This is a genomic window from Pantoea sp. UBA7232, from assembly GCF_002473195.1.
Lineage (GTDB): Bacteria > Pseudomonadota > Gammaproteobacteria > Enterobacterales > Enterobacteriaceae > Pantoea > Pantoea eucrina.
This window is the reverse complement of record NZ_DKTK01000006.1, coordinates 523,704-543,940: the sequence shown is the minus strand read 5'-3', so window position 1 is coordinate 543,940 and position 20,237 is coordinate 523,704. Positions and strand designations below refer to the sequence as shown.

The following is a 20,237-nucleotide window of genomic DNA, read 5'->3' as shown; positions in this document are numbered from 1 at the left end:
ATGCTGTTGAAAAATTTCGCCGTTTTGCAGGAGTGTTCGTGTCATGGTTTACGATCTGATTATCGTGGGCAGTGGGTCAGTCGGGGCCGCTGCGGGTTTCTACGCTACGCAGGCTGGCTTATCGGTGCTAATGATCGACAGCGCGCATCCCCCGCATCAGCAGGGAACACATCACGGCGAGACCCGCCTGATTCGCCACGCCTATGGTGAAGGAGAGCGTTATGTGCCGCTGGTGCTGCGCGCCCAGTCACTGTGGGATGCGCTGGAGCAGCAGAGCGGCGAGCGTATCATGCATCGCAGCGGCATTCTCAACCTGGCACCCGCTCATTCGCCATTCATTGAGAATGTTATTCACAGTGCGAAAACCTGGCAGCTGGATGTCCAGCTACTGCAGGCGGATGAGGTGCGGCAGCGCTGGCCGCAGTTTACCGTGCCGGATGGCTACATCGGCGTCTTTGAGCCGAAGTCGGGCTATCTGAAATGTGAAGAGGCGGTGCGCAGCTGGATAAAACTGGCTGAACAGGCTGGCTGTGCACAGCTGTTTAATTGCCCGGTCAGCGATATCGGTCGCGACGGCGAGCTGCAGCAGGTCACCACGCTGGATGGGATCTATCGTGCGCGCAAGCTGCTGGTCAGCGCCGGTACCTGGGTCAGCGAGCTAATAGCCGATCTGCCGGTTACGCCAGTGCGTAAAGTGTTTGCCTGGTATCAGGCTGACGGCCGCTACAGTGAAAACAATCACTTTCCCGGTTTTACCGTAGAGACGCCAGACGGCAGTCACTTTTACGGGTTTCCGGCAGATAATAACGCCCTTAAAGTGGGCCGGCACGATGGTGGTCAGGTCATGCAGACCCCGCAGGATCGCAAACCTTTTGGTGCTGTGGCCTCAGATGGCAGCGAAGCGTTTCGCTTTTTGCGGCAGTTCCTGCCCGGCGTCGGCGTCTGTTTACACGGCGAGGCGTGCAGCTATGACAATACCCCTGATGAAGATTTTATTATCGATACCCTGCCGGATGAACCCAACCGCTTAATCATTACCGGCCTTAGCGGTCACGGTTTTAAATTTGCCAGCGTTCTGGGCGAGCTTGCCAGCGAATTTGCTCAGGATAAACCTTTCAGTTTCGATCTTACGCCCTTTTCTTTACGGCGCTTTTCCTGATACTCAGGCTGGCAGCACCGCAGCTGCCAGCCCTCCCATTTACATTTGTTTACGCCCGACACTCAATAATGCCTCATCCTGTGTAGTAATTATATTTATTACCTTAAAATGCCCTGCTTTCAGTCAATATTACTGAAGCAGTAGCGCGCCGCTATTTTAAAATTTTGACAACGATCCGCTTTTTTATAGAAAAGTAAGGCTCATTGCTTTTAGTTAATGAATTAAGGATGCTTGCAGCACTTATTTCATGGACAGGAATAAAGGCTATGTGGCGCAACACTGCAGATCGATTCGGCCTGCTCTCAATTATTATCCACTGGAGCATGGCGGTTGCCCTCTATGCGATGTTTGCCCTGGGATTATGGATGACAGGCCTGGGCTATTATGACAGCTGGTATCATACTGCACCGGACATTCATAAAAGCGTCGGGACAATACTGTTTATTCTGCTGTTGCTGCGCCTGCTCTGGCGCTGGCACTCCCCTGTACCCGCCCCGCTCGCCAGCTATTCTGCCACGGTTCGCCGTACCGCCCGGGGTGTGCATGCCCTGCTTTATCTGCTTTTCCTCCTGCTGCTCGTTAGCGGCTATCTGATTTCTACCGCTGACGGTAAACCGGTCTCTGTATTTGGCTGGTTTAACCTGCCGGTAGTCGTTGCTGGCGGACCACAGCAGGCGGACCTGGCAGGCACGCTGCATTTGTGGCTGGCCTGGAGCCTGGTTCTGCTTTCAGCGCTGCATGCGCTGGGGGCGGTCAAACATCATATTATCGATCGGGACGCGACGCTCAGGCGCATGCTCGGTTTACGCTCACGTTCACTCTCTCAAAAGGATGTATCATGATCAGAAAAACGCTTCTGGCCGTCAGTGCCGCCGCGCTGTTTGCCACCAGCCTTAATGCCAGCGCCGCAGAGTATAAAATTGATAAAGAGGGGCAGCACGCATTTGTACAGTTTCGTATTCAGCACCTCGGCTATAGCTGGTTATATGGCACATTCAAAGATTTTGACGGCGGATTCACCTTTGACGATGCTAATCCGGCAGCCGATAAAGTGAATGTCACCATTAATACCGGAAGTCTGGATACCAATCATGCTGAGCGCGACAAACACCTGCGCAGCGCAGATTTCCTTAATACCAGCAAATATCCTCAGGCAACGTTCACCTCAACAGAGGTTAAAAAAGAGGGAGAGCGTTATAAAGTCACCGGCAATCTGACGCTGAACGGCGTAACAAAACCCATTACGCTGGATGCGCGCCTGATGGGTGAAGGTAAAGATCCGTGGGGCGGTTACCGGGCAGGTTTTGAAGCCAGCGGCGAGGTCGTTCTGAAAGAGTTTAATATCAGCAAGGATCTGGGCCCTGCCTCTCAAAAGGCTGAGCTGATTATCTCTGTAGAGGGAGTACGTCAGTAAGCGGCAAGCCGCCTGAGATCACTTCCTCAGGCGGCACCCGTCATTATGACTTATCGGGCGCGGGAATGGTCATCGTCATATTCAGCAGACCACGCGATTTGTTAAACACCTTATTGCCGTTTTCGCGTCCGGCACGACGTGCGCGCTGCTCTTCAGGCGACAGTTTTGCTTCTTCCATGCAGATTGGGCTGCAGCAGTTCTGATATTTTTCAGCGCAGGCGGGACACTGAATAAACAGCAGATGGCAACCGTCATTAACACAGTTAGTATGGCTGTCGCACGGCGTACCGCACTGATGGCAGCTGGAGAGAATATCATCAGAAATACGCTCGCCCATACGCTCATCAAAGACAAAATTTTTGCCTTTGAAACGCACCGGTAATCCCTGCTCGCGCGCGCGGCGCGTATATTCAATAATGCCGCCTTCAATGTGATAAACATCATCAAAGCCGTTATGCTTCATCCAGGCGCTCGCTTTTTCGCAGCGAATACCGCCGGTGCAGTACATCACAATTTTTTTATCTTTCTTATCCTGCAGCATATCGACTGCCATGGGCAGCTGATCGCGGAAGGTATCCGCAGGCACTTCCAGCGCATTATCAAAATGGCCCACTTCAAACTCATAGTGGTTACGCATGTCGACAAATACGGCATCAGGATCGTCCAGCATCGCATTAACGTCTGCTGCCTTCAGGTAGCTGCCCACATCGCTGGCGTCAAAACTGCCATCGTCGATGCCATCGGCAACAATACGGTCGCGCACTTTCAGGCGCAGCACCCAGAATGATTTACCGTCATCGTCCAGCGCAATATTCATGCGCAGATTATTCAGCGCCGGATCAAAAGCGTACAGCATCGCTTTCATCGCTTCATATTTCCCGGCCGGCACGCTGATCTGCGCGTTAATCCCTTCCCGGGCCACATAGACACGACCAAATACGCTAAGCTGCGTCAGCGCAATATAGAGGCGATCGCGGAACGCTTTGGGATCGGCAATCTGGAAATATTTATAAAAAGAGACTGTCGTACGCGGCTCTGTTTCCGCCAGCATGCGATCTTTCAGCTCTTTATTGGAAACGAGGTTATGTAACACTGGCATGGTGAACACCTGTTAGCAATGAGAGAATTTCAGGGCGCACATGATACCTGAATTCACAGCTGTGCCTAGCCCCCGAACCGAATTGGTGGTGATACACGCGTGCCGATTTTCTGCGCTGTTCGTCTGTTAATGCGGCAAACACCAGCCTGACGGGTGTTGTGAACGCGGTGTGATTACAGTTAACGACAAAAAATGGCATAATTGCGTTAAATAACAGAAACCGGACTCTCTGGTACAGAACGCAGGATACTGATTCTTCCATGACCCAACTTCCGCAATTTACCCGTGAACTGCTTCATCCGCGCTACTGGCTCACCTGGCTGGGCATTGGATTTTTATACGTGCTGGTTTTACTTCCCTACCCGCTTCTGTATGCATTTGGTTGCGGCCTGGGGCGTATTGCCATGCGTTTTATGAAGCGCCGCACAGAGGTTGCGCGACGCAATCTGGAGCTCTGCTTTCCTGATATGCCCATCAGCGACCGCGAGGCGATGGTTAAACACAACTTTGAATCAGTCGGAATGGGACTGATTGAAACCGGCATGGCCTGGTTCTGGCCCGACTGGCGTATCCGTAAATGGGTTAAGCCGGAAGGACTGGAGAATGTGACTCAGGCGCTGGCAGAAAAGCGCGGAATTCTGCTGATCGGTATGCATTTTCTGACGCTTGAGCTGGGCGCTCGCGTTTTCGGCATGTACAACCCGGGTATTGGTGTGTATCGCCCGAACGATAACAGACTGCTCGACTGGCTGCAGACCTGGGGTCGGATGCGCTCGAATAAAAGTATGCTGGATCGCAAAGATCTCAAAGGCATGATCCGGGCACTGAAGAGTAATGACATCATCTGGTACGCGCCAGATCACGACTACGGCCCGCGCAGCAGCGTGTTTGCCCCTTTCTTTGCCGTTAAGGAAGCAGCCACCACAACCGGAACCCATATGCTGATTCGGCTGGCTAATCCCAGCGTGGTGCCTTTCCTGGCACGTCGTCTGCCGGACGGACGCGGCTACGAGCTGAAACTGATGCCGGATATTCGCCATCAGTTCTCACTGGAAAGTGAGCTTGATACGGCAACGGTGATGAACCGCGTTGTTGAAGAGACGGTGTTACTCGCGCCTGAGCAATATATGTGGCTGCACCGCCGCTTTAAAACCCGTCCGGAAGGCCAGCCGTCGCGCTACTGATGCAGCACAGCGTTCAGGCTATCAGCGATATCTGATAGCCTGAACCGCACCTGATATGTCCATCAGATCCAGCATTATTTCTGGTTTCGTCTGAAAATCATTAGCTCCGGTAACAGGTTATGTTACCGGATTTGCCTGCACAGGCGCTCTGCAGCAGGCAATCAGCCGTCTGACACCGGCTTTCTGGGCCACACTTATCAATTAAAAGAGTGCAATCTGGTCCTGATCATCTATAATTCCAGGCCTAATCCTATTTATTTTTTTCAAAATCGTTTGACTTACTTATCAATGCAGAAAAATTGACTTATTTTACAATGCGTTGTCGATAAAACAGGCTGCTTATTCCATATTGTCATTTTAAAAATTTTTTTAATTACTTTATTACACTGGTTCACTCCGCTGATTCCGGTTAATTTCAGTTGCAACAGTTAACCAATTAACTGTTCTCAGAAAAATAAAAAAGATTACACACAGCAAATCTCATGCAGGACAAAATAATATGAACAAAGGTCATTATTATTACGTTACGATCGGTACCGATCAGGAAGGCTATCATCTGCTGCATCGTAAAGAGTGCAAACGGATGCCGCTTAAAGAAGATATGGTGTTTATTGGCACCCTCTATAACCTGAATCAGGCGCTGGCCACCGCGCGTATTAACTTCAAAAAAGTAAAGCCGTGTATCAAATGCTGTATTCGCTACTCTGCACCGGTAATGCGCGAAACTGTCCGTCCGGTTCTGCACTTTCCGCAAAAAATGCTCTGATGCGTATGGGCGGGTGATTTTTTCCTCACCCGCCCGTACTGCTCGCCTGCCCGCCTGCGTTCTGCAAATTTTCGTCTATCCTTCTGTAAAATCCCCTTTTTACAGTCAAGGAGTCATCAATGGATCTGTTCAGCACTTTAGAAGAAGCAATTGAAGCCGCACGTGAAGAGTTTATGACCAGCCAGCAGGGCGTATCCGAAGAGGATGTCAACGTCAGCCAGTTTGGCCTGCAAAAATATGTCATGCAGGATGGCGACATCATGTGGCAGGCGGAGTTCTTTGCCAGTGAAGATGAACAGGGTGATTGCCTGCCGCTGCTTAGCGGTGAGGCGGCGCAGGCGGTATTTGACGGCGATTTCGACGAAATTGAGATGCGTCAGGAGTGGCAGTCTGAAAATACCCTGCACGAATGGGATGATGGCGAATTTCAGCTGGCGCCACAGCGCGATCTTGAAGAGGGTGAAGTGGCTGCTGAAGAGTGGGAAGATGACAACACGGATTCAGATAATCTGGCGTAATCTCACTCATAAGGCCCATGCTGCGCGTCAACCGGCAGCAGCAGCGTGTCCACTATCAGCGACAGCGGCAAATCGAGGATGGTGACGATGCGCCACGGGCCGTCGCGCACATCCCACTGCACGCCGGGATAATAGTGGTTACCGTGCCCCTGTCCGGGCACGGTACGGCTGATAATGCTGCCGCACCCGCTCAGCATCAGCACACTGCCTGCCAGTATGACCGCCAGAACGCTTTTCACATCGCTTATCCTCACTGATTGACCTGCTACTATACCTGCCCTGCCCGGCTTTAGCAGCGGCAATAAAAAAGCGGCATCGCTGCCGCTTTTACTGTTTTACTGCTGCTCAGGCACGCGGTGGCAGTGCCTGCGGATTCAGCGTCAGCTTCTGATAGCTCTCCAGCCACTGATGATACTTATCCGCGTTTTCCCACAGCCGGGTATGCACGCGCGCCAGAACCACAGGATCGCTGATCAGCTGCAGACGCTGTTCGCGATTCAGTTTTTCCGGTGCATCGCTCAGCGCCTGATCGACATGCCGGTCACGGGCGTGATCCAGCAGCGTGCTCTGTTTATGACGCGACGTAGCCAGTGCGGTTGCCAGCGCATTGAACGCCGGGTTAAACAGCGCATGCATAAAGCCATGCTTCAGCGCCCGCTCGCGGTTGATCTGCAGATAGTGATCTGTATCAACCAGCTCTTTTGGCGGCTCATACTCTTCCGGGATCAGGAACAGTTTCGCCCGCCGGCTTTTCAGACCCACGGTCGCGCGGCTCGACATCACCGACACAAACGGCGACAGGATCAGCGAGAAGACAATAGGTGCCAGCCACCACAGGAAGTTGAGGTCCAGCACGCCCATGCCCACGGCCCAGACGATGCCAAGCAGCATCTGCGAACCGTGACGGCGGAACGCTTCGCTCCACGGAGTGGCATCATCATCACGCTGCGGTGAATTCCAGACCACCTCCCAGCCGAGGAAGGCGCTGACCACAAACACGGTGTGGAACAGCATGCGCACCGGCGCCAGCAGCACCGAGAACAGCATCTCCAGCATCAGCGAGATGAACAGACGCAGCGCGCCGCCATAAGCCTTAGCCCCTTTGCACCAAATCAGCACCACGCTCAGCAGCTTCGGCAGGAACAGCAGCACCAGCGTGGTGGAAAAGAGCGCAATAGCCAGATCGGGACGCCATTGCGGCCAGACCGGGAAGAGCTGACGCGGCTGCAGGAAGTAGGTCGGCTCCATCAGGGTATGGACCACCTGCAACGCCGTGGAAAGCGCAAGGAACATAAACCAGAGCGGCGCCGAGAGATAGGACATAACGCCGGTCAGGAAGACGGCACGGTGCACCGGATGCATCCCTTTTACCAGGAACAGGCGGAAGTTCATCAGGTTACCGTGACACCAGCGACGGTCGCGCTTTAGCTCATCCAGCAGGTTAGGCGGCAGCTCCTCATAAGAACCCGGCAAATCGTACGCGATCCAGACGCCCCAGCCGGCGCGGCGCATCAGCGCAGCTTCAACAAAGTCGTGCGAAAGAATTGAACCGGCAAATGAGCCTTCACCCGGCAGCGGCGCCAGCGCACAGTGCTCGATAAAGGGCTGTACGCGAATAATGGCGTTATGTCCCCAGTAGTGCGACTCGCCCAGCTGCCAGAAGTGCAGCCCTGCGGTAAACAGCGGCCCGTAAACGCGGGTGGCAAACTGCTGGCAGCGCGCATAGAGCGTATCCATACCGGAGGCTTTTGGCGAAGACTGGATAATCCCGGCATTCGGGTTCGCTTCCATCATACGTACCAGACCGGTCAGGCACTCACCGCTCATCACGCTGTCAGCGTCCAGCACCACCATGTAGCTGTAGTTGCTGCCCCAGCGGCGACAGAAGTCATCGATGTTACCGCTTTTACGCTTCACGCGGCGGCGGCGGCGGCGGTAAAAAATCTTGCCCGCTCCGCCCACGTCGCGTACCAGCTCCATCCACGCTTTTTGCTCGGCAATCGCGATATCCGCATCGTAGCTGTCGCTGAGAATATAGACATCAAAATGCTCAGCATTCCCGGTGCGCTTTACCGACTCCCAGGTGGCGCGCAGTCCGGCAAAAACACGCTCCACATCTTCGTTACAGATGGGCATGATCAGCGCGGTGCGGTGCTCCGGGTTCAGCGGCTCATCACCCGTGGTTGAGTAAGAGATACTGTATTTATCGCGTCCAATCAGCAGCTGCAGGAACCCCATCAGCGCCGTCCAGAAGCCCGCCGATACCCAGCAGAACAGAATAGCGAACAGGAACAGAATGCCGGTCTGCAGAATATAAGGCAGGATCAGCTTCACCGACTCGATCCAGTTCTGCTGAAACAGCCCGACAGGATCGAGCAGCGTCCAGCCCTGATAAGGCAGAATGGTTTTCATATACCAGGTCGCGACCACGGTCTGCGCGATGGTCAGAATCAGCAGCGTATAGCGGCGCATCGAACCGACATGACGCCACTTATCCTCCGCGCGCTGCTCCTCTGCGGTTGCGTAACGCGGTTGCACTTTTTGCCCGCGCAGCGAGTTCCAGGCGCGCGCCAGCGGATTGGTACGCCAGGCTTCCGGGAACATCAGCGAGCGTTTAACCGGCGGCATCGCTTTTAACGTCGTGCGATCGAGATAATCTTTACTGAACTGCTGGCCATCCGCTACCGCATCCGGCCATGTCATCGCTATGCGTGATGAGACAGATTTCAGCGGCGCATCGTCAGGCCGATCGCTGGCTGCGTTATCCTGCCCCAGCACCGTATGAATGGCGTGGAAGGCGGGCGCATTTTGCAGCGATGTGCTGAGCCGCGCGCGACCTGCCGCATCAAGCGGCAGCGCCTCCACATAAGATTGAGGTAAAAAAGTCGATTTATTCATTGGCAGGTAACTGATAGCTCCAGGTTTCCGTCAATGTCTTGTCACCGCTTACCAGCGCGGCGCGCATTTCGGTTGATTGCTTGCTGTCTTTCACGCGCAGACGCAGCACCAGACGCCAGCCTTTGGTCACCGGATTGTAGCGTACGCTCTGCTCAACCACTTCGGCGTTATCGCCAACGCTAACCTGCGGTGCTACCTGCGTATCCTCCGGCAGCATGCTCATCGCTTTACCGGTGAAGTCGAGGGTAAAGGCGACAGAACCATCAGGCTGGCGGACCAGATTAGACTGTTTCACATCACCCGCAGAACGCAGGGTATCTTTGACCCAGGCAACATCATCCTGATGCAGCTGATTCTCATCGCGGGTGAAGTGCAGACGATAGTTGAAATTCATCTCTTTGCCCGCGTCAGGCAGTTTTTCCGGCGTCCAGAAGGCGACGATGTTGTCATTGGTCTCATCCGCAGTCGGGATCTCAACCAGCTCAACGCGCCCTTTACCCCAGTCACCCTGCGGCTCAACCCAGGCGCTTGGACGCATATCATAGCGATCGTCGAGATCCTGATAGTGGCTGAAGTCGCGTCCGCGCTGCAGCAGACCAAAACCTTTCGGGTTTTCAATCGTAAAGGTGCTGACCGCCAGATGGCGTGGATTGTTCAGCGGGCGCCAGATCCATTCACCGTTACCGGCGTGGATCGAGAGGCCGTTGGAGTCGTGCAGCTCCTGACGGAAGTTGCTGACCGGCGAAGGCTGATTAGCACCAAACAGGAACATACTGGTCAGCGGTGCCACGCCCAGTTTACCCACGTTATCACGCAGATAAACTTTAGACTGCACATCCACCACCGAGGCTTTGCCTGGCTTCAGCACAAAGCGGTAGGCTCCCGCAGCGCGCGGTGAATCAAGCAGCGCGTAAATAACCAGCTGCTTCGCCTGAGGTTTCGGGCGCTCGATCCAGAACTCTTTAAAGCGCGGGAACTCTTCACCAGAGGGCAGCGCGGTGTCAATTGCCAGACCGCGTGCGGAAAGACCATAGACCTGGTCTTCCCCGATTACGCGGAAGTAGCTGGCACCAAGGAAGCTGCTGATCTCATCCTGCTTTCCTTTGTTATTCAGCGGATAGAGTACTTTGAATCCGGCAAAGCCGAGATTTTTTACCGCATCAGCGTCATGTTTGACGTTGCCGAAATTGAAATAAGCCGGATCGTATTTAATTTCACGCACCGATGAGGCGGTGACTTCGTTAATCTTCACCGGCGTGTCGAAGTACATCCCCTGATGGTAAAACTCGAGCTTAAACGGCGTGCGCAGCTTGCCCCAGTATGCCTTGTCGTGGTTAAACTGGATCTGCTGATAATCCGCAAATTTCATTTCACGAAATTGAGAGGGTAAATTACTTTTTGGCGCTTCAAAACCTTTACCTGCCAGGGCCTTAGCCTGTTTTGCCACATCATCAATGTTAAACGCCCAGCTATTATTTGCGTACAGCGCCAGCAGTACTGCTGCGCTGGTCCAGCGCATCTTCACCAGCCCGCTATTATTTTTCACTTTATTTAGCACATCCCCCCCTTTCGTGTGCTCAGATCAAACCCACTCATCTTAATGGATTATTCGGTTTTCCGACAGCTTATGTAAAACATTGTTCCGCGCAGCGCCAAGCCTCCAGAGCACTTTTCGGAATATTAAACCCGGCAGTTTAAGAAACAGAATCAACTGATAGTATAGGCTGTTAACCGGCAACAGAATGTTCTGCTGCACGATCTGGTTTCAGGGTGAAACCAGCCTGTATAGGATGAACCGGAAGCTTATGAGCGCTGTAAAACCTGAACGCGAATATTTTCTCGACTCGATTCGAGCTTACCTGATGCTGCTGGGGGTGCCGTTTCACGTCTCGCTGATCTACTCGACACAGCGCTGGTCCGTAAACAGCCAGGATGCCACGCTGTGGCTGACCATTTTTAACGATTTCATCCATGCATTTCGCATGCAGGTGTTTTTTGTTATCTCCGGCTATTTTTCCTACATGCTTTATCTGCGCTACCAGCCGGCACGCTGGCTGAAAGTCAGGCTGGAGCGCGTGGGCATTCCGCTGCTCGCCGCTATCCCGCTGATTACGCTGCCGCAGTTCTTTCTGCTGAAATATCTCACTCACAAGCTTGATGGCTGGGATCGCTTTTCAGCGTATGACAAATACAATGCTCTGGCGTGGGATCTGATCTCGCACCTCTGGTTTCTGCTGGTCCTGGTGATCCTGACGGCGCTGGGTATGCTGACATTTCGCTGGCTGCGCAACCAGCAAAGCACGCGTAACTATCAGCAGACAGGCTGGGGTAGCGTAACGCTGGCACTGCTGGGCTACGCGCTACTGTGGTGCCTGCTGCGTCGCACGCTGCTGCTGCTGACGCCGGGCATCATGATGGATGGACTCTTTACCATTGCGGTCATGCAAACGCTGACGTATCTGCCGTTCTTTATGCTGGGCGCGCTGAGCTGGAAACATCCGCCGCTGAAAGCGCTGTTTGTGCGGTTCAACCCGCTGATCTGCTTTGGCACCGTGCCGGTCTTTATCGCCTACTACCTGAATCAGCGCTATGGCAACGGCGACGGCTGGCTCTATGAGACCGATATGCTGCTCTCAACGCTGATGGGCGTGTGCATGCTGAACGTCTGCTATAGCGTCGGGCACCGCCTGCTGAACAGCCACTCTCCGCGTATCGTTTATCTGGTTAACGCCTCGCTGTTTATCTATCTCGTCCATCATCCGCTCACTATCCTGTATGGGATATATGTGACGCCGCACATCAGCAATAACACGCTGGGTTTCTTTGTTGGGCTGATAACGGTATTTGCCGCAGCGTTTGCGCTTTATGAGATCCACCTGCGTATCCCGCTGCTGCGCTTTCTGTTTTCCGGCAAAAAGGCGGCGCAGAAAGGGTGAGGCTGCACCGGCGGCGCGTTTCAGCGCGCCGCTACAGCAGCCACTCTACCGGCAGCCGCCATACCAGCCGCACCAGCAGGCGCTGCAGCAGCGTTGACTGCGGTTCATGTTTATGTACCACTTCTGCGCCCTGCTCATCCTGTTCTATCCAGTTCACCCGGCCCCACTTGTCCAGCCGCAGCGTCCAGGCCCGATGTTGCATACCGCGACTGAAGCGATCATGCGTCTGGCGCGCCAGGGCTTCACTCTCAATGACCAGTCCCATTTCGGTGTTCAGCACCGCAGAGCGGGGGTCAAAATTAAATGAACCCACAAAGACTTTGCGATTATCAACGGTAAACGTTTTTGCATGCAGGCTGGAGCCGGAGTTACCCGTTAACCCGCGATCGTGCGGTGGTTCGCCGGCGTGTGCCTGAGGTTTCAGCTCATATAGCGCAATACCGTGACGCAGCAACTTTTTTCGCCAGCGCGCATACCCGGCATGCACCACGGTGACATCATTGGCCGCCAGTGAGTTGGTCAGTACGGCGATACGCACGCCGCGCCGGCGCAGTGACAATAGCTGCGCCACCCCGGCGCGGGTCGGGACAAAATAGGCTGAGATAATATCGAACTGCTGCTGTGGCGTGCCGATGACCTCCAGCATCCGCTGCGGCAGCAGGCTGCTGCGTCTGGCTTTGCCCAGCCCTTTGCGCGGATCGTCGCTCAGCAGGCGCGCCTCAGCCCAGGTCATCGCCAGCGCGCCCTGCTCCAGCTGGCTGACAAAATCGGAGTGGTTAAGACGCGCCAGATAACGCTGCACCGCCTTGCTCTGCTGCCACTCCGGCGGCAGGCGCACCGCTTCGCCCTCATCGCTGCGCACGTCCACTACGCTGCGCAGCGGCGATACCGCCTGGCTATGCCAGTAGCGCTCGAAATCTGCGGTAACCTCATCGACGACCGGCCCGATGGCCAGCACGTCGAGATCGGTAAACAGGGGCTCATTGCCGGTACCAAAATATTCATCCCCGACGTTGCGCCCCCCCACCAGCGTTGCGGCGCCATCTACCGTCAGACTTTTATTATGCATCCGGCGATTGAGGCGCGCGAAGTCAGTCAGGTAGCCCAGCGCGCGCAGCGTGCGGAATGAAAACGGGTTAAACAGCCTGACCGAAATGTTCGGATGACGTTCCAGCTCCGCCAGCGTGTTATCCAGCCCCGGCGTATTGTTATCATCCAGCAGTAAGCGCACCCTGATACCGCGGCCGGCAGCGTCCAGCAGCGCGCTGAACAGCAGGCGTCCGGACATGTCGTTATGCCAGATGTAGTACTGCACATCGATAGTGTGCCGCGCCATGCTCATCAGCAGGTAACGCGCAGCAAACGCGTCAAGCCCGTCGTTAAGCGGATGGATGCCGCTCAGGCCGGGATGCTGCGCGCACTGCTGCGCCACGCTTTGCCGTAATTCATCGCCCGCGGCTAACTGGCCGGGCAGCGCTGCTGCTTCGCTCATACTGGATCCCTGAATACGTAATCACGCTTATTATTGGCATTGTCGCTGTGGCAGGCAACCTGCACGCCTGACCGGCAGAGCCGGCTGCTAATTTAGTCTAGACTTAGCCCGTGGTTCTGCATCGGGCGATTACCCTGAGGAGTGAAATATGACCGCGTTACTGCCTCATTATCAACCCCGGCTTTTTCGCAGTTTTTTTCAGGGCAGCTTTCCCTGCTCTACCGCCTGTCGCAGCGGCGGCCGCCGTCTGGATATGGTTGTCAGTAGCGGACACGATATGCTGCTGGACAAAGATTACGCCGCGCTGGTGCGGGAAGGTTTGCTCACGGCGCGCGACGGTGCGCGCTGGCATCTGATTGAAGCGACGCCTGACCACTACGACTGGCGCTCCTTTCTGCCAATGATCCATGCGGCCGCACGCCACAATATGCAGATTATCTGGGAGCTGGCGCATTTTGGTTATCCGGCACACCTCGATATCTGGAAACCGGCGTTCGTTGAGCACTTTGCCCGCTATGCACGCGCTATGGCACAGCTGATGCGCGATGAGGGCGTGGAGCAGCCGTTTTTTACCCCGATTAATCAAATCTCATTCTGGGCCTGGGCCGGGGCTGATGTTTCATGGCTCGATCCTTACGCCAGCGAACGCGGACGCGATCTGAAGCGCCAGCTGGTGCGCGCCTCGCTGGCCGCGATGCATGCGATCCGCGATGTCTATCCTGAAGCACGCTTTGTGCTGACCGATCCGCTGGTGCAGATCGCTGCGGATCCGGATAAGCCAGAGAGTGCCGGGCATGCTGCCCGGCAGCATGAGATGCAGTTTGAAGCATGGGACTGGCTGGCCGGGCGCGCTGAACCGGGACTCGGCGGACAGGCGGACTTTCTCGATATTCTGGGCCTGAACTACTATCCCGACAACCACTGGTTCTGGTCAGGCGATACCCTGCCACCCGATCATCCGCAGCGTCAGCCCCTGCACCAGCTGCTGCTGGCGTGCTGGCAGCGCTATCAGCGTCCGCTGCTGCTGGCGGAAACGGGGGCTGAAGGCGATGCGCGCGCGCCCTGGCTGCGGCACGTCAGTGCGGAAGCGCGGCTGGCGCTGGCTCAGGGCGTTGCGCTGGAGGGAATTTCACTCTATCCGGTGGTGGAGTATCCCGCCTGGGCGGACGATCGCCGCTCTCCCGGCGCCCTGTTCGGGCTGGGCGATCCTAACGGTAATCGTACTCTGCATGAGGGACTGGCCCTGGAGCTGCGCGGTCAGCAGATCAAATGGCAGCGTCAGGAGCGCTGAGCGTGACGGGAAGCGGGCGCACAGCTTCTGGCGTCCTGCAGCGTATCGGCAGGACGGCGCACATCGGTAAGCCAGGTCATGGTAACAAGAAAAATCACGCCAATCAGACAGGCACAGAGTAAGGCGATGATAGCGATCAGTTTATCGTCGCGAGCGTCCATTTAGCTCTCCTTGCAGGCGTTGATACTGCGTTGCAGGCGTTAGCTCATCCACAGAGTGAGCATCAGGACAAAGATTATAAGCGTTACCGAAGTGACCGCAAGAACCACGATAGCGAAGTGCGCATCATCAAGCGGTTGACGGTGAGACTCGTCGTTATCGTCAGGTGGGGACGGCAAACTCATGAAAACTCAATAGCGTAAGCAGAATCAGGGCAAAATTGCGCGCTGAGTGTAATGGAAAGTGATAAATATTTCACGACTATTTCTGTGCGAAACAGATACCGCGCGTGACTTTATTACTTTCCTGCTACCGCCAGGATCCCGCTTCAGGCGGCGTGCCAGCCGCCACCCAGCGCCCGATAGAGATCGATTTGCGCCTGCAGCAGATTATTTTTTACCGAGACAATATTAAGCTGCGTGCTGAACAGCGTACGCTGTGCATCAAGCTCATCAAGATACGAAGCATAACCATTCTGATAGCGATTCCGGGCAATCCGGTACGCTTCCGCTACAAACTGCTCCTGCTTTTGCAGTTCCGCCAGCTGCTCCTGATTACGGCGGATCGCATCCAGCGCATCCTCTGTTTCTGAGAAAGCGTTACGCACCGTTTTTTCATAGCTATAGAGCGCCTGATTGCGCGTAGCCATCTGCACGTCAACCTGTGCCGTCAGCGCTTCGCGATTAAGCAGCGGTGCCAGGATACTGCCCCCCAGGCTCCAGAGACGAAACGGATTATCCAGTAGCGTATGCAGCTCGCTGCTTTGCAGCGTGCCGCTGGCGGTGAGGTTGAGTGAAGGCAGCAGTCTGGCGCGTGCGGACGCCAGAGAGGCATCTGCTGCCAGCAGCTCACGCTGCGCCTGAACAATGTCGGGACGCCGGTTCAGCAGCTGCGACGGCAGCAGCGCGGGCAGAGCGTGCGGCCGGATGTTGTCAAAGCGATGGCTGCGTGCGATTTCACGCGGGTTCATGCCCGCCAGAACGCTTAATGCGTTCTCCTGCTGCGCGATCTGATGCTGCAGCTGCGGAATTTGCGCGCTGGCCGTCTGGTACTCTGACTCCGCCTGCATCCACTCCAGTCGCGACGTATAGCCGGTTTCAAACTGGCGCCGGGCAAGCTGGCGGGAGTTTTCGCGCGTTGCCAGCGTCGCCTGCGTCACGCGCAGCTGTTCATCCAGCGAGGCAAGCGTAACGTAGCCCGATGCCACTGAGCTGGCAACGGTAAGCTCAGCCGCCGCCGCAGCAGCGCGCTGCGCCTCCAGCGTCGCCTCCGCCGCGCGTATGCTGTTACTGCGGCTGCCCCAGAGATCGACCTCATAATTAGCCTGCAGTAAACCCTGAAACACCGCGCTTTCATAAGGCTGGCCGGTTGCCGCCGAGAGCGAACGCTGACGGCTGGCAGCCACACCGGCAGAGAGCGCCGGAAAGTTATCGCCCTGCGCCGCGCGCACCTGCGCCCGGTACTGATCGACCCGCGCCCGGGCAAGAAGAATATCGCTATTATATTTCAGTGCCTGACTGACCAGACGATTCAGATCGCTGTCGCCAAAGGTGCGCCACCATGCGGCTTCCGGCGGCGCCTGCGGTCCGGTCCGATCGCGCCACTGCTCCGGGATGGGCAGCGAAGCGGGCGCTTTTTCAACCTGGGTCGCACAGCCGCTGAGCAGCAACAGCGCAAGTGATAAAGGTAACAGTGGCTTCACGGCGTCTCCTTCGCCGGCTCTGCGGCAGTATCGATGCTGACCTCCACTGACATGCCCGGACGCAGCAGCTGCTGCGCATCGGGATCGAGGCCGATCCGTACCGGAATGCGCTGCGCAATCTTCACAAAGTTTCCGGTGGCATTGTCGGGGGAGATGGCGCTGAACTCTGAGCCAGCCGCAGGAGAGATAAACTCTACTCTGCCGCTGAAGCGACGGCCGTTAAGCGCATCAACGCTAAACGTTACCGGTAAGCCCGGGCGAATATGTGCCAGCTGCGTCTCTTTAAAATTGGCAATCACCCACTTTTTATCCGGCACCACCGAAGTGAGACGCGTACCGGCGGTAACATAGGTTCCTTTACGCACGGAGAGCTGTCCCAGCTGACCACTATCAGGTGCCACAATCCGGGTGTTAGCAAGGTCGATATTCGCCAGCTCCAGCGCCGCACGGGCGTTAGCCACGTCAGCTTCCAGCGAAGCGCGGTTTACTACCACGGTTTGCAGATTCTGTTGCGCTACGGCAACCTGCGCTTCGGCCTGCCGCATCTGCGCCTGCGCCTGCGCATCCGCGGCACGCGACGCATCACGCTCGCGCACCGAAAGCGACCCATCCGACGCCAGATTTTCCACCCGTTTCAGGTCGAGCCCGCTTTTCTGCCTCTGTGCCCGGGCATTCTCCAGCGCGGCTTTATTGCTGAGAATGGTCGCTTCAGCGCTTTTTCGCTGCTGCTGATTATTTTTCAGTGCCGCCACTTTCATCTCCAGCTGCGCCTGAGCCTGATGCACGCGCTGACGATAGATACGATCGTCAATGGTCATCAGCAGCTCGCCCTGCTTCACCGGCTGCAGATCCACAACTTCAACGCCGGTCAGATAGCCGCTGACCTGCGGACTGATAAAGGTGATCTGACCGCGCACATAGGCGTTTTCCGTGGTCTGTACGCTGCTGGTAAACGGCCAGAGCTGCCAGGCATAAAGAATTACCAGCACACCCACAATCACAATTCCCGCGCCAGCGGCGATGGAAAGCGTGCGGCGGCGATGCGTACGTTCGCGCTCAGCCACCTGCAGATCATCCTGTTGACTCATCTCTTCTCCGTTTAGTTCGCTGAGGGCGCTGTCTGACGCGGCTCATCATGATGATTTTTCGCCTGCCGCCACGCAAGATAACGCTGACGCGACAGCCGCCATAATACCCACAGCAGCGTGCACATCGCCAGGGCTGCCGTGAGCAGATAAGTGTCATTATACGCAAGGACGTTCGCCTGCAGCGTGGCGACGGTCTGCAGCTGGCTGCTGCTCTGGGCGCCCAGCAGCACGCTATCGGTCAGCTGACTGCGAAACAGCGCGCTGTACTGATCCAGCCGTTCCGTCACGTTAGGATCGAGCTGCGAGAGTTGGTCGGCCAGCAGGCTGGAGTGATACTTCTCCCGCCAGGTCTGAAACGTTCCGAGAATGGCTGAACCAATCAGCCCGCCCAGATTCTGGCTCATACCAAACAGCACCACAAAGCTGACCAGGTTTTTCGGCTGCGTCACCACGCTGCCGATCCCCAGCAGCATCGCTGGCGCCAGGAAAAAGGCGCTGCTGAAGCCCAGCAGGAACTGGCTAAAATAGAGGTTGTGCGCGCGCGTCAGCGGATTTGACTGCGCGTCCATCAGCGAAGCCACAATCATAATTGCCAGCGAGGTTACAATTGGCCAGTTAAGCTGGCCAGGCTTGATGGTCAGCGCACTGGCGATGATGCCGCAGATGACGCCGGCAATAATGGCCAGCGCCAGGCCATGCAGCTGATCGTTAAGCAGCCCCAGCTGCTGCAAAAAGCCGATCGCCCCGGTGTTCTGCTCAGCCAGCACAATACGGATCATGATCATGGCGATACCCAGCCGGACAATCATGCCGCTACTCAGCCAGCGGGTGTTGATCAGTGGATTGGTCCGGTTATGCTCCACCACAACGGCTGAAACAATCAGCACCAGCGCCAGCGCCAGACAAACACCCAGCCACGGCGTGGTAAACCACCATTCGATGCGTCCCAGTGACAGCACACCGCACAGCAGCGCCATACCCGGTGCCAGCAGCAGAAAGGTGACAAAATCGAGTTTTTCAAACGCTTTAATGCGGTCTCCTGGGGGCAGCCTGACCACCAGCACGCAGCCGAGCGCAATCAGCGCCAGCCCGAGCTCAAACAGATAGAGACCACGCCACTCCTCCAGCTGCAGCAGCTCGGTAGAAAAGAGTCGCGCCAGCGGGATCGCCAGCTGGGAAGCCGTGATACCGATCACCAGCGCTTTCAGCCGGTGTTTTGCCGGCCACGCCTGTACCTGATAGTAGATCCCCAGCGAACTGAGCGCGGCAGCCACCATTCCGTGTGCGGTGCGCACAATAATGGCGGAACTGAGATCGTTGGCGAACAGATGAAAAAACGCCACGATGACATACAGCACCAGAAACGCTTCGGTAAACAGCCGCAGGCCAAACTGCTGGCGAAATTTTACCAGCAGCAGGTTAATTGAAATGTTTCCCATCACATAAACCGCCGGCAGCCAGGCGATCTCATTGCTGTAAGCGGCAAACGTCCCCTGCAGATTGGTCAGGTTTGCCGTGACCAGCGCGTTGCTGAGCGCGCCGGTCAGCGTGATCAGCAAGCCAATCAGGCCAAACGCGACGCGCTTGCCTGGCGAATGCAGCGGCGTGGAGGGGGAGCCTGGCAGCATCGGCTTTTCATGCGGCAGCCATTCCCGCTGCGCGTAGGGATTACGTCTGGCCATGCTCAGGCGCTACCCAGACGATCGAGCAGCTGCTGCAGCACCGTCTCCGTGACAGCCAGCGCAGCGGGATCGATATCAGCCAGCAGCTGACTGCGCAGATCGTCTGCCTGCGCTTTGACCTGAGTAAACGCCTGCTCTCCCTGCGTCGTCAGCACCAGCAGACGCTTACGCCGATCTTCGGGCGTTTGCAGACGAGCCAGCAGCTGCTGCTTCACAAGCCGATCCACCAGTGGCACCACGCTCGCGTCCTCCAGACCCAGCTGCTGCGCCAGCGCTTTCTGCGTCAGCGGCTGACTGGCGGTGGCGACGCTGGCAATCGCCATCCAGCTGCTCATACTCAAATCGCTCTCTTTCAGCCGGCGATCGACCGCCAGCCGCCATGCGTGAGCCGTCTGATGTAAAAGCCGGGAAAAGGGCTGCGGGTAGTCGGTCAAGATTAGCCACCTAATGGTTAGATACCTAACTAAAAGAAGGCGTAATTATAATTCACGCCGCTATAAAAGGGAAAAGGTTGTATCGATTTGAGATAAACACCTGTACATGTCAGACCACAGCCTGCCGTAATCCCCGCTAACCGGCTAATATCGCACAAAATGCTTAAGAAATTAGTTGTACACAAACCCTGTTTTTGTATAACTTTAGCGCCATGAATCGGCTGACGATTCAGTAACGAATGATGCTTTTGCGTCGCCTCTGCAGGTGTTTTTGGATTTCCACCTGCAGAGGTTATTTTTTTACCCTGCTGCTCTCTCTCTTTCGCTGGTCTGGACCACCAATGACCGGTAACATTCGCACGCTAAACATCCTGTTTTTCTGCTGCCTCGCTGCCGCATACGCTTTATAACTTAA

The 20,237-nt window shown here is 55.9% G+C and carries 19 protein-coding genes; 8 read left to right on the top strand and 11 right to left on the bottom strand.

Features of this window, described 5'->3' with window-relative positions; translation table 11 throughout:
- Positions 1-43 precede the first annotated feature (43 nt).
- From solA to B4056_RS05915, 3 genes are all read left to right on the top strand, one after another.
- Complete coding sequence (gene solA / locus B4056_RS05925; RefSeq protein WP_039383761.1) at positions 44-1,159, top strand: N-methyl-L-tryptophan oxidase; 1,116 nt, start codon at positions 44-46, stop codon at positions 1,157-1,159.
- Positions 1,160-1,425: 266 nt separating this feature from the next.
- Complete coding sequence (locus tag B4056_RS05920; protein ID WP_071668724.1) at positions 1,426-2,001, top strand: cytochrome b; 576 nt, start codon at positions 1,426-1,428, stop codon at positions 1,999-2,001.
- Entirely contained in the window at positions 1,998-2,573 is a 576-nt protein-coding gene (locus B4056_RS05915) for a YceI family protein (RefSeq protein ID WP_039383760.1), read from the top strand. The genes B4056_RS05920 and B4056_RS05915 overlap by 4 nt, the downstream gene beginning before the upstream one ends.
- 43 nt (positions 2,574-2,616) lie before the next feature.
- On the opposite strand, the gene B4056_RS05910 is transcribed toward B4056_RS05915, so the two are convergent.
- Positions 2,617-3,672, bottom strand: a complete 1,056-nt coding sequence (locus B4056_RS05910; protein WP_039383757.1) for a rhodanese-related sulfurtransferase — start codon at positions 3,670-3,672, stop codon at positions 2,617-2,619.
- Positions 3,673-3,932: 260 nt separating this feature from the next.
- On the opposite strand from B4056_RS05910, the gene B4056_RS05905 reads away from it, so the two are divergent.
- From B4056_RS05905 to B4056_RS05895, 3 genes are all read left to right on the top strand, one after another.
- Complete coding sequence (locus B4056_RS05905) at positions 3,933-4,856, top strand: Kdo(2)-lipid IV(A) acyltransferase (protein ID WP_094111366.1); 924 nt, start codon at positions 3,933-3,935, stop codon at positions 4,854-4,856.
- 499 nt (positions 4,857-5,355) lie between these two features.
- Positions 5,356-5,622, top strand: coding sequence for a hypothetical protein (locus B4056_RS05900; RefSeq protein ID WP_065649626.1), 267 nt, complete (start codon positions 5,356-5,358; stop codon positions 5,620-5,622).
- A 119-nt stretch (positions 5,623-5,741) separates the two neighbouring features.
- A complete protein-coding gene (locus B4056_RS05895; protein WP_071668723.1) occupies positions 5,742-6,140 on the top strand; it encodes a MysB family protein in 399 nt (132 codons plus the stop codon).
- Positions 6,141-6,142: 2 nt separating this feature from the next.
- Here the strand turns inward: B4056_RS05895 and B4056_RS05890 are convergent, their stop codons facing one another.
- From B4056_RS05890 to B4056_RS05880, 3 genes are all read right to left on the bottom strand, one after another.
- Positions 6,143-6,379, bottom strand: a complete 237-nt coding sequence (locus tag B4056_RS05890) for a YceK/YidQ family lipoprotein (protein WP_039383751.1) — start codon at positions 6,377-6,379, stop codon at positions 6,143-6,145.
- Between the two features lie 106 nt (positions 6,380-6,485).
- The gene (gene mdoH, locus B4056_RS05885; RefSeq protein WP_039383749.1) at positions 6,486-9,038 is read right to left on the bottom strand and encodes a glucans biosynthesis glucosyltransferase MdoH; all 2,553 of its coding nucleotides are present in this window, start codon (positions 9,036-9,038) and stop codon (positions 6,486-6,488) included.
- Positions 9,031-10,566, bottom strand: a complete 1,536-nt coding sequence (locus B4056_RS05880; protein WP_175540467.1) for a glucan biosynthesis protein G — start codon at positions 10,564-10,566, stop codon at positions 9,031-9,033. The genes mdoH and B4056_RS05880 overlap by 8 nt, the downstream gene beginning before the upstream one ends.
- Before the next feature lie 277 nt (positions 10,567-10,843).
- Between B4056_RS05880 and mdoC the strand changes: the two genes are divergently transcribed.
- Positions 10,844-11,974 carry a glucans biosynthesis protein MdoC gene (mdoC, locus tag B4056_RS05875; protein ID WP_039385787.1) on the top strand — a complete coding sequence of 377 codons (1,131 nt, stop codon included), beginning with the start codon at positions 10,844-10,846 and terminating at the stop codon, positions 11,972-11,974.
- Positions 11,975-12,005: 31 nt separating this feature from the next.
- Here mdoC and B4056_RS05870 read toward each other — a convergent pair whose 3' ends face one another.
- Complete coding sequence (locus B4056_RS05870; protein WP_094111364.1) at positions 12,006-13,466, bottom strand: phospholipase D-like domain-containing protein; 1,461 nt, start codon at positions 13,464-13,466, stop codon at positions 12,006-12,008.
- Between the two features lie 148 nt (positions 13,467-13,614).
- Here B4056_RS05870 and B4056_RS05865 point away from each other — a divergent pair, with 148 nt between their 5' ends.
- The gene (locus tag B4056_RS05865) at positions 13,615-14,757 is read left to right on the top strand and encodes a beta-glucosidase (RefSeq protein WP_104084763.1); all 1,143 of its coding nucleotides are present in this window, start codon (positions 13,615-13,617) and stop codon (positions 14,755-14,757) included.
- Here B4056_RS05865 and B4056_RS05860 read toward each other — a convergent pair.
- From B4056_RS05860 to B4056_RS05835, 6 genes are all read right to left on the bottom strand, one after another.
- Positions 14,745-14,918, bottom strand: coding sequence for a hypothetical protein (locus B4056_RS05860; protein ID WP_158086437.1), 174 nt, complete (start codon positions 14,916-14,918; stop codon positions 14,745-14,747). The two genes, B4056_RS05865 and B4056_RS05860, sit on opposite strands and share 13 nt — an antisense overlap.
- A gap of 39 nt (positions 14,919-14,957) precedes the next feature.
- Positions 14,958-15,101 carry a hypothetical protein gene (locus B4056_RS05855; RefSeq protein WP_190289138.1) on the bottom strand — a complete coding sequence of 48 codons (144 nt, stop codon included), beginning with the start codon at positions 15,099-15,101 and terminating at the stop codon, positions 14,958-14,960.
- Positions 15,102-15,244: 143 nt separating this feature from the next.
- Complete coding sequence (locus B4056_RS05850) at positions 15,245-16,618, bottom strand: efflux transporter outer membrane subunit (protein WP_039383739.1); 1,374 nt, start codon at positions 16,616-16,618, stop codon at positions 15,245-15,247.
- Positions 16,615-17,706: an HlyD family secretion protein gene (locus B4056_RS05845; protein WP_113655738.1), complete on the bottom strand. Its 1,092-nt coding sequence runs from the start codon at positions 17,704-17,706 to the stop codon at positions 16,615-16,617. Before B4056_RS05845 ends, B4056_RS05850 begins: the two co-directional genes overlap by 4 nt.
- Positions 17,707-17,717: 11 nt before the next feature.
- A complete protein-coding gene (locus B4056_RS05840) occupies positions 17,718-19,388 on the bottom strand; it encodes an MFS transporter (RefSeq protein ID WP_094111363.1) in 1,671 nt (556 codons plus the stop codon).
- Between the two features lie 2 nt (positions 19,389-19,390).
- On the bottom strand, positions 19,391-19,822 hold the full coding sequence (locus tag B4056_RS05835; protein ID WP_039383731.1) for a MarR family winged helix-turn-helix transcriptional regulator: 432 nt from the start codon (positions 19,820-19,822) through the stop codon (positions 19,391-19,393).
- Between the last annotated feature and the right edge of the window lie 415 nt (positions 19,823-20,237).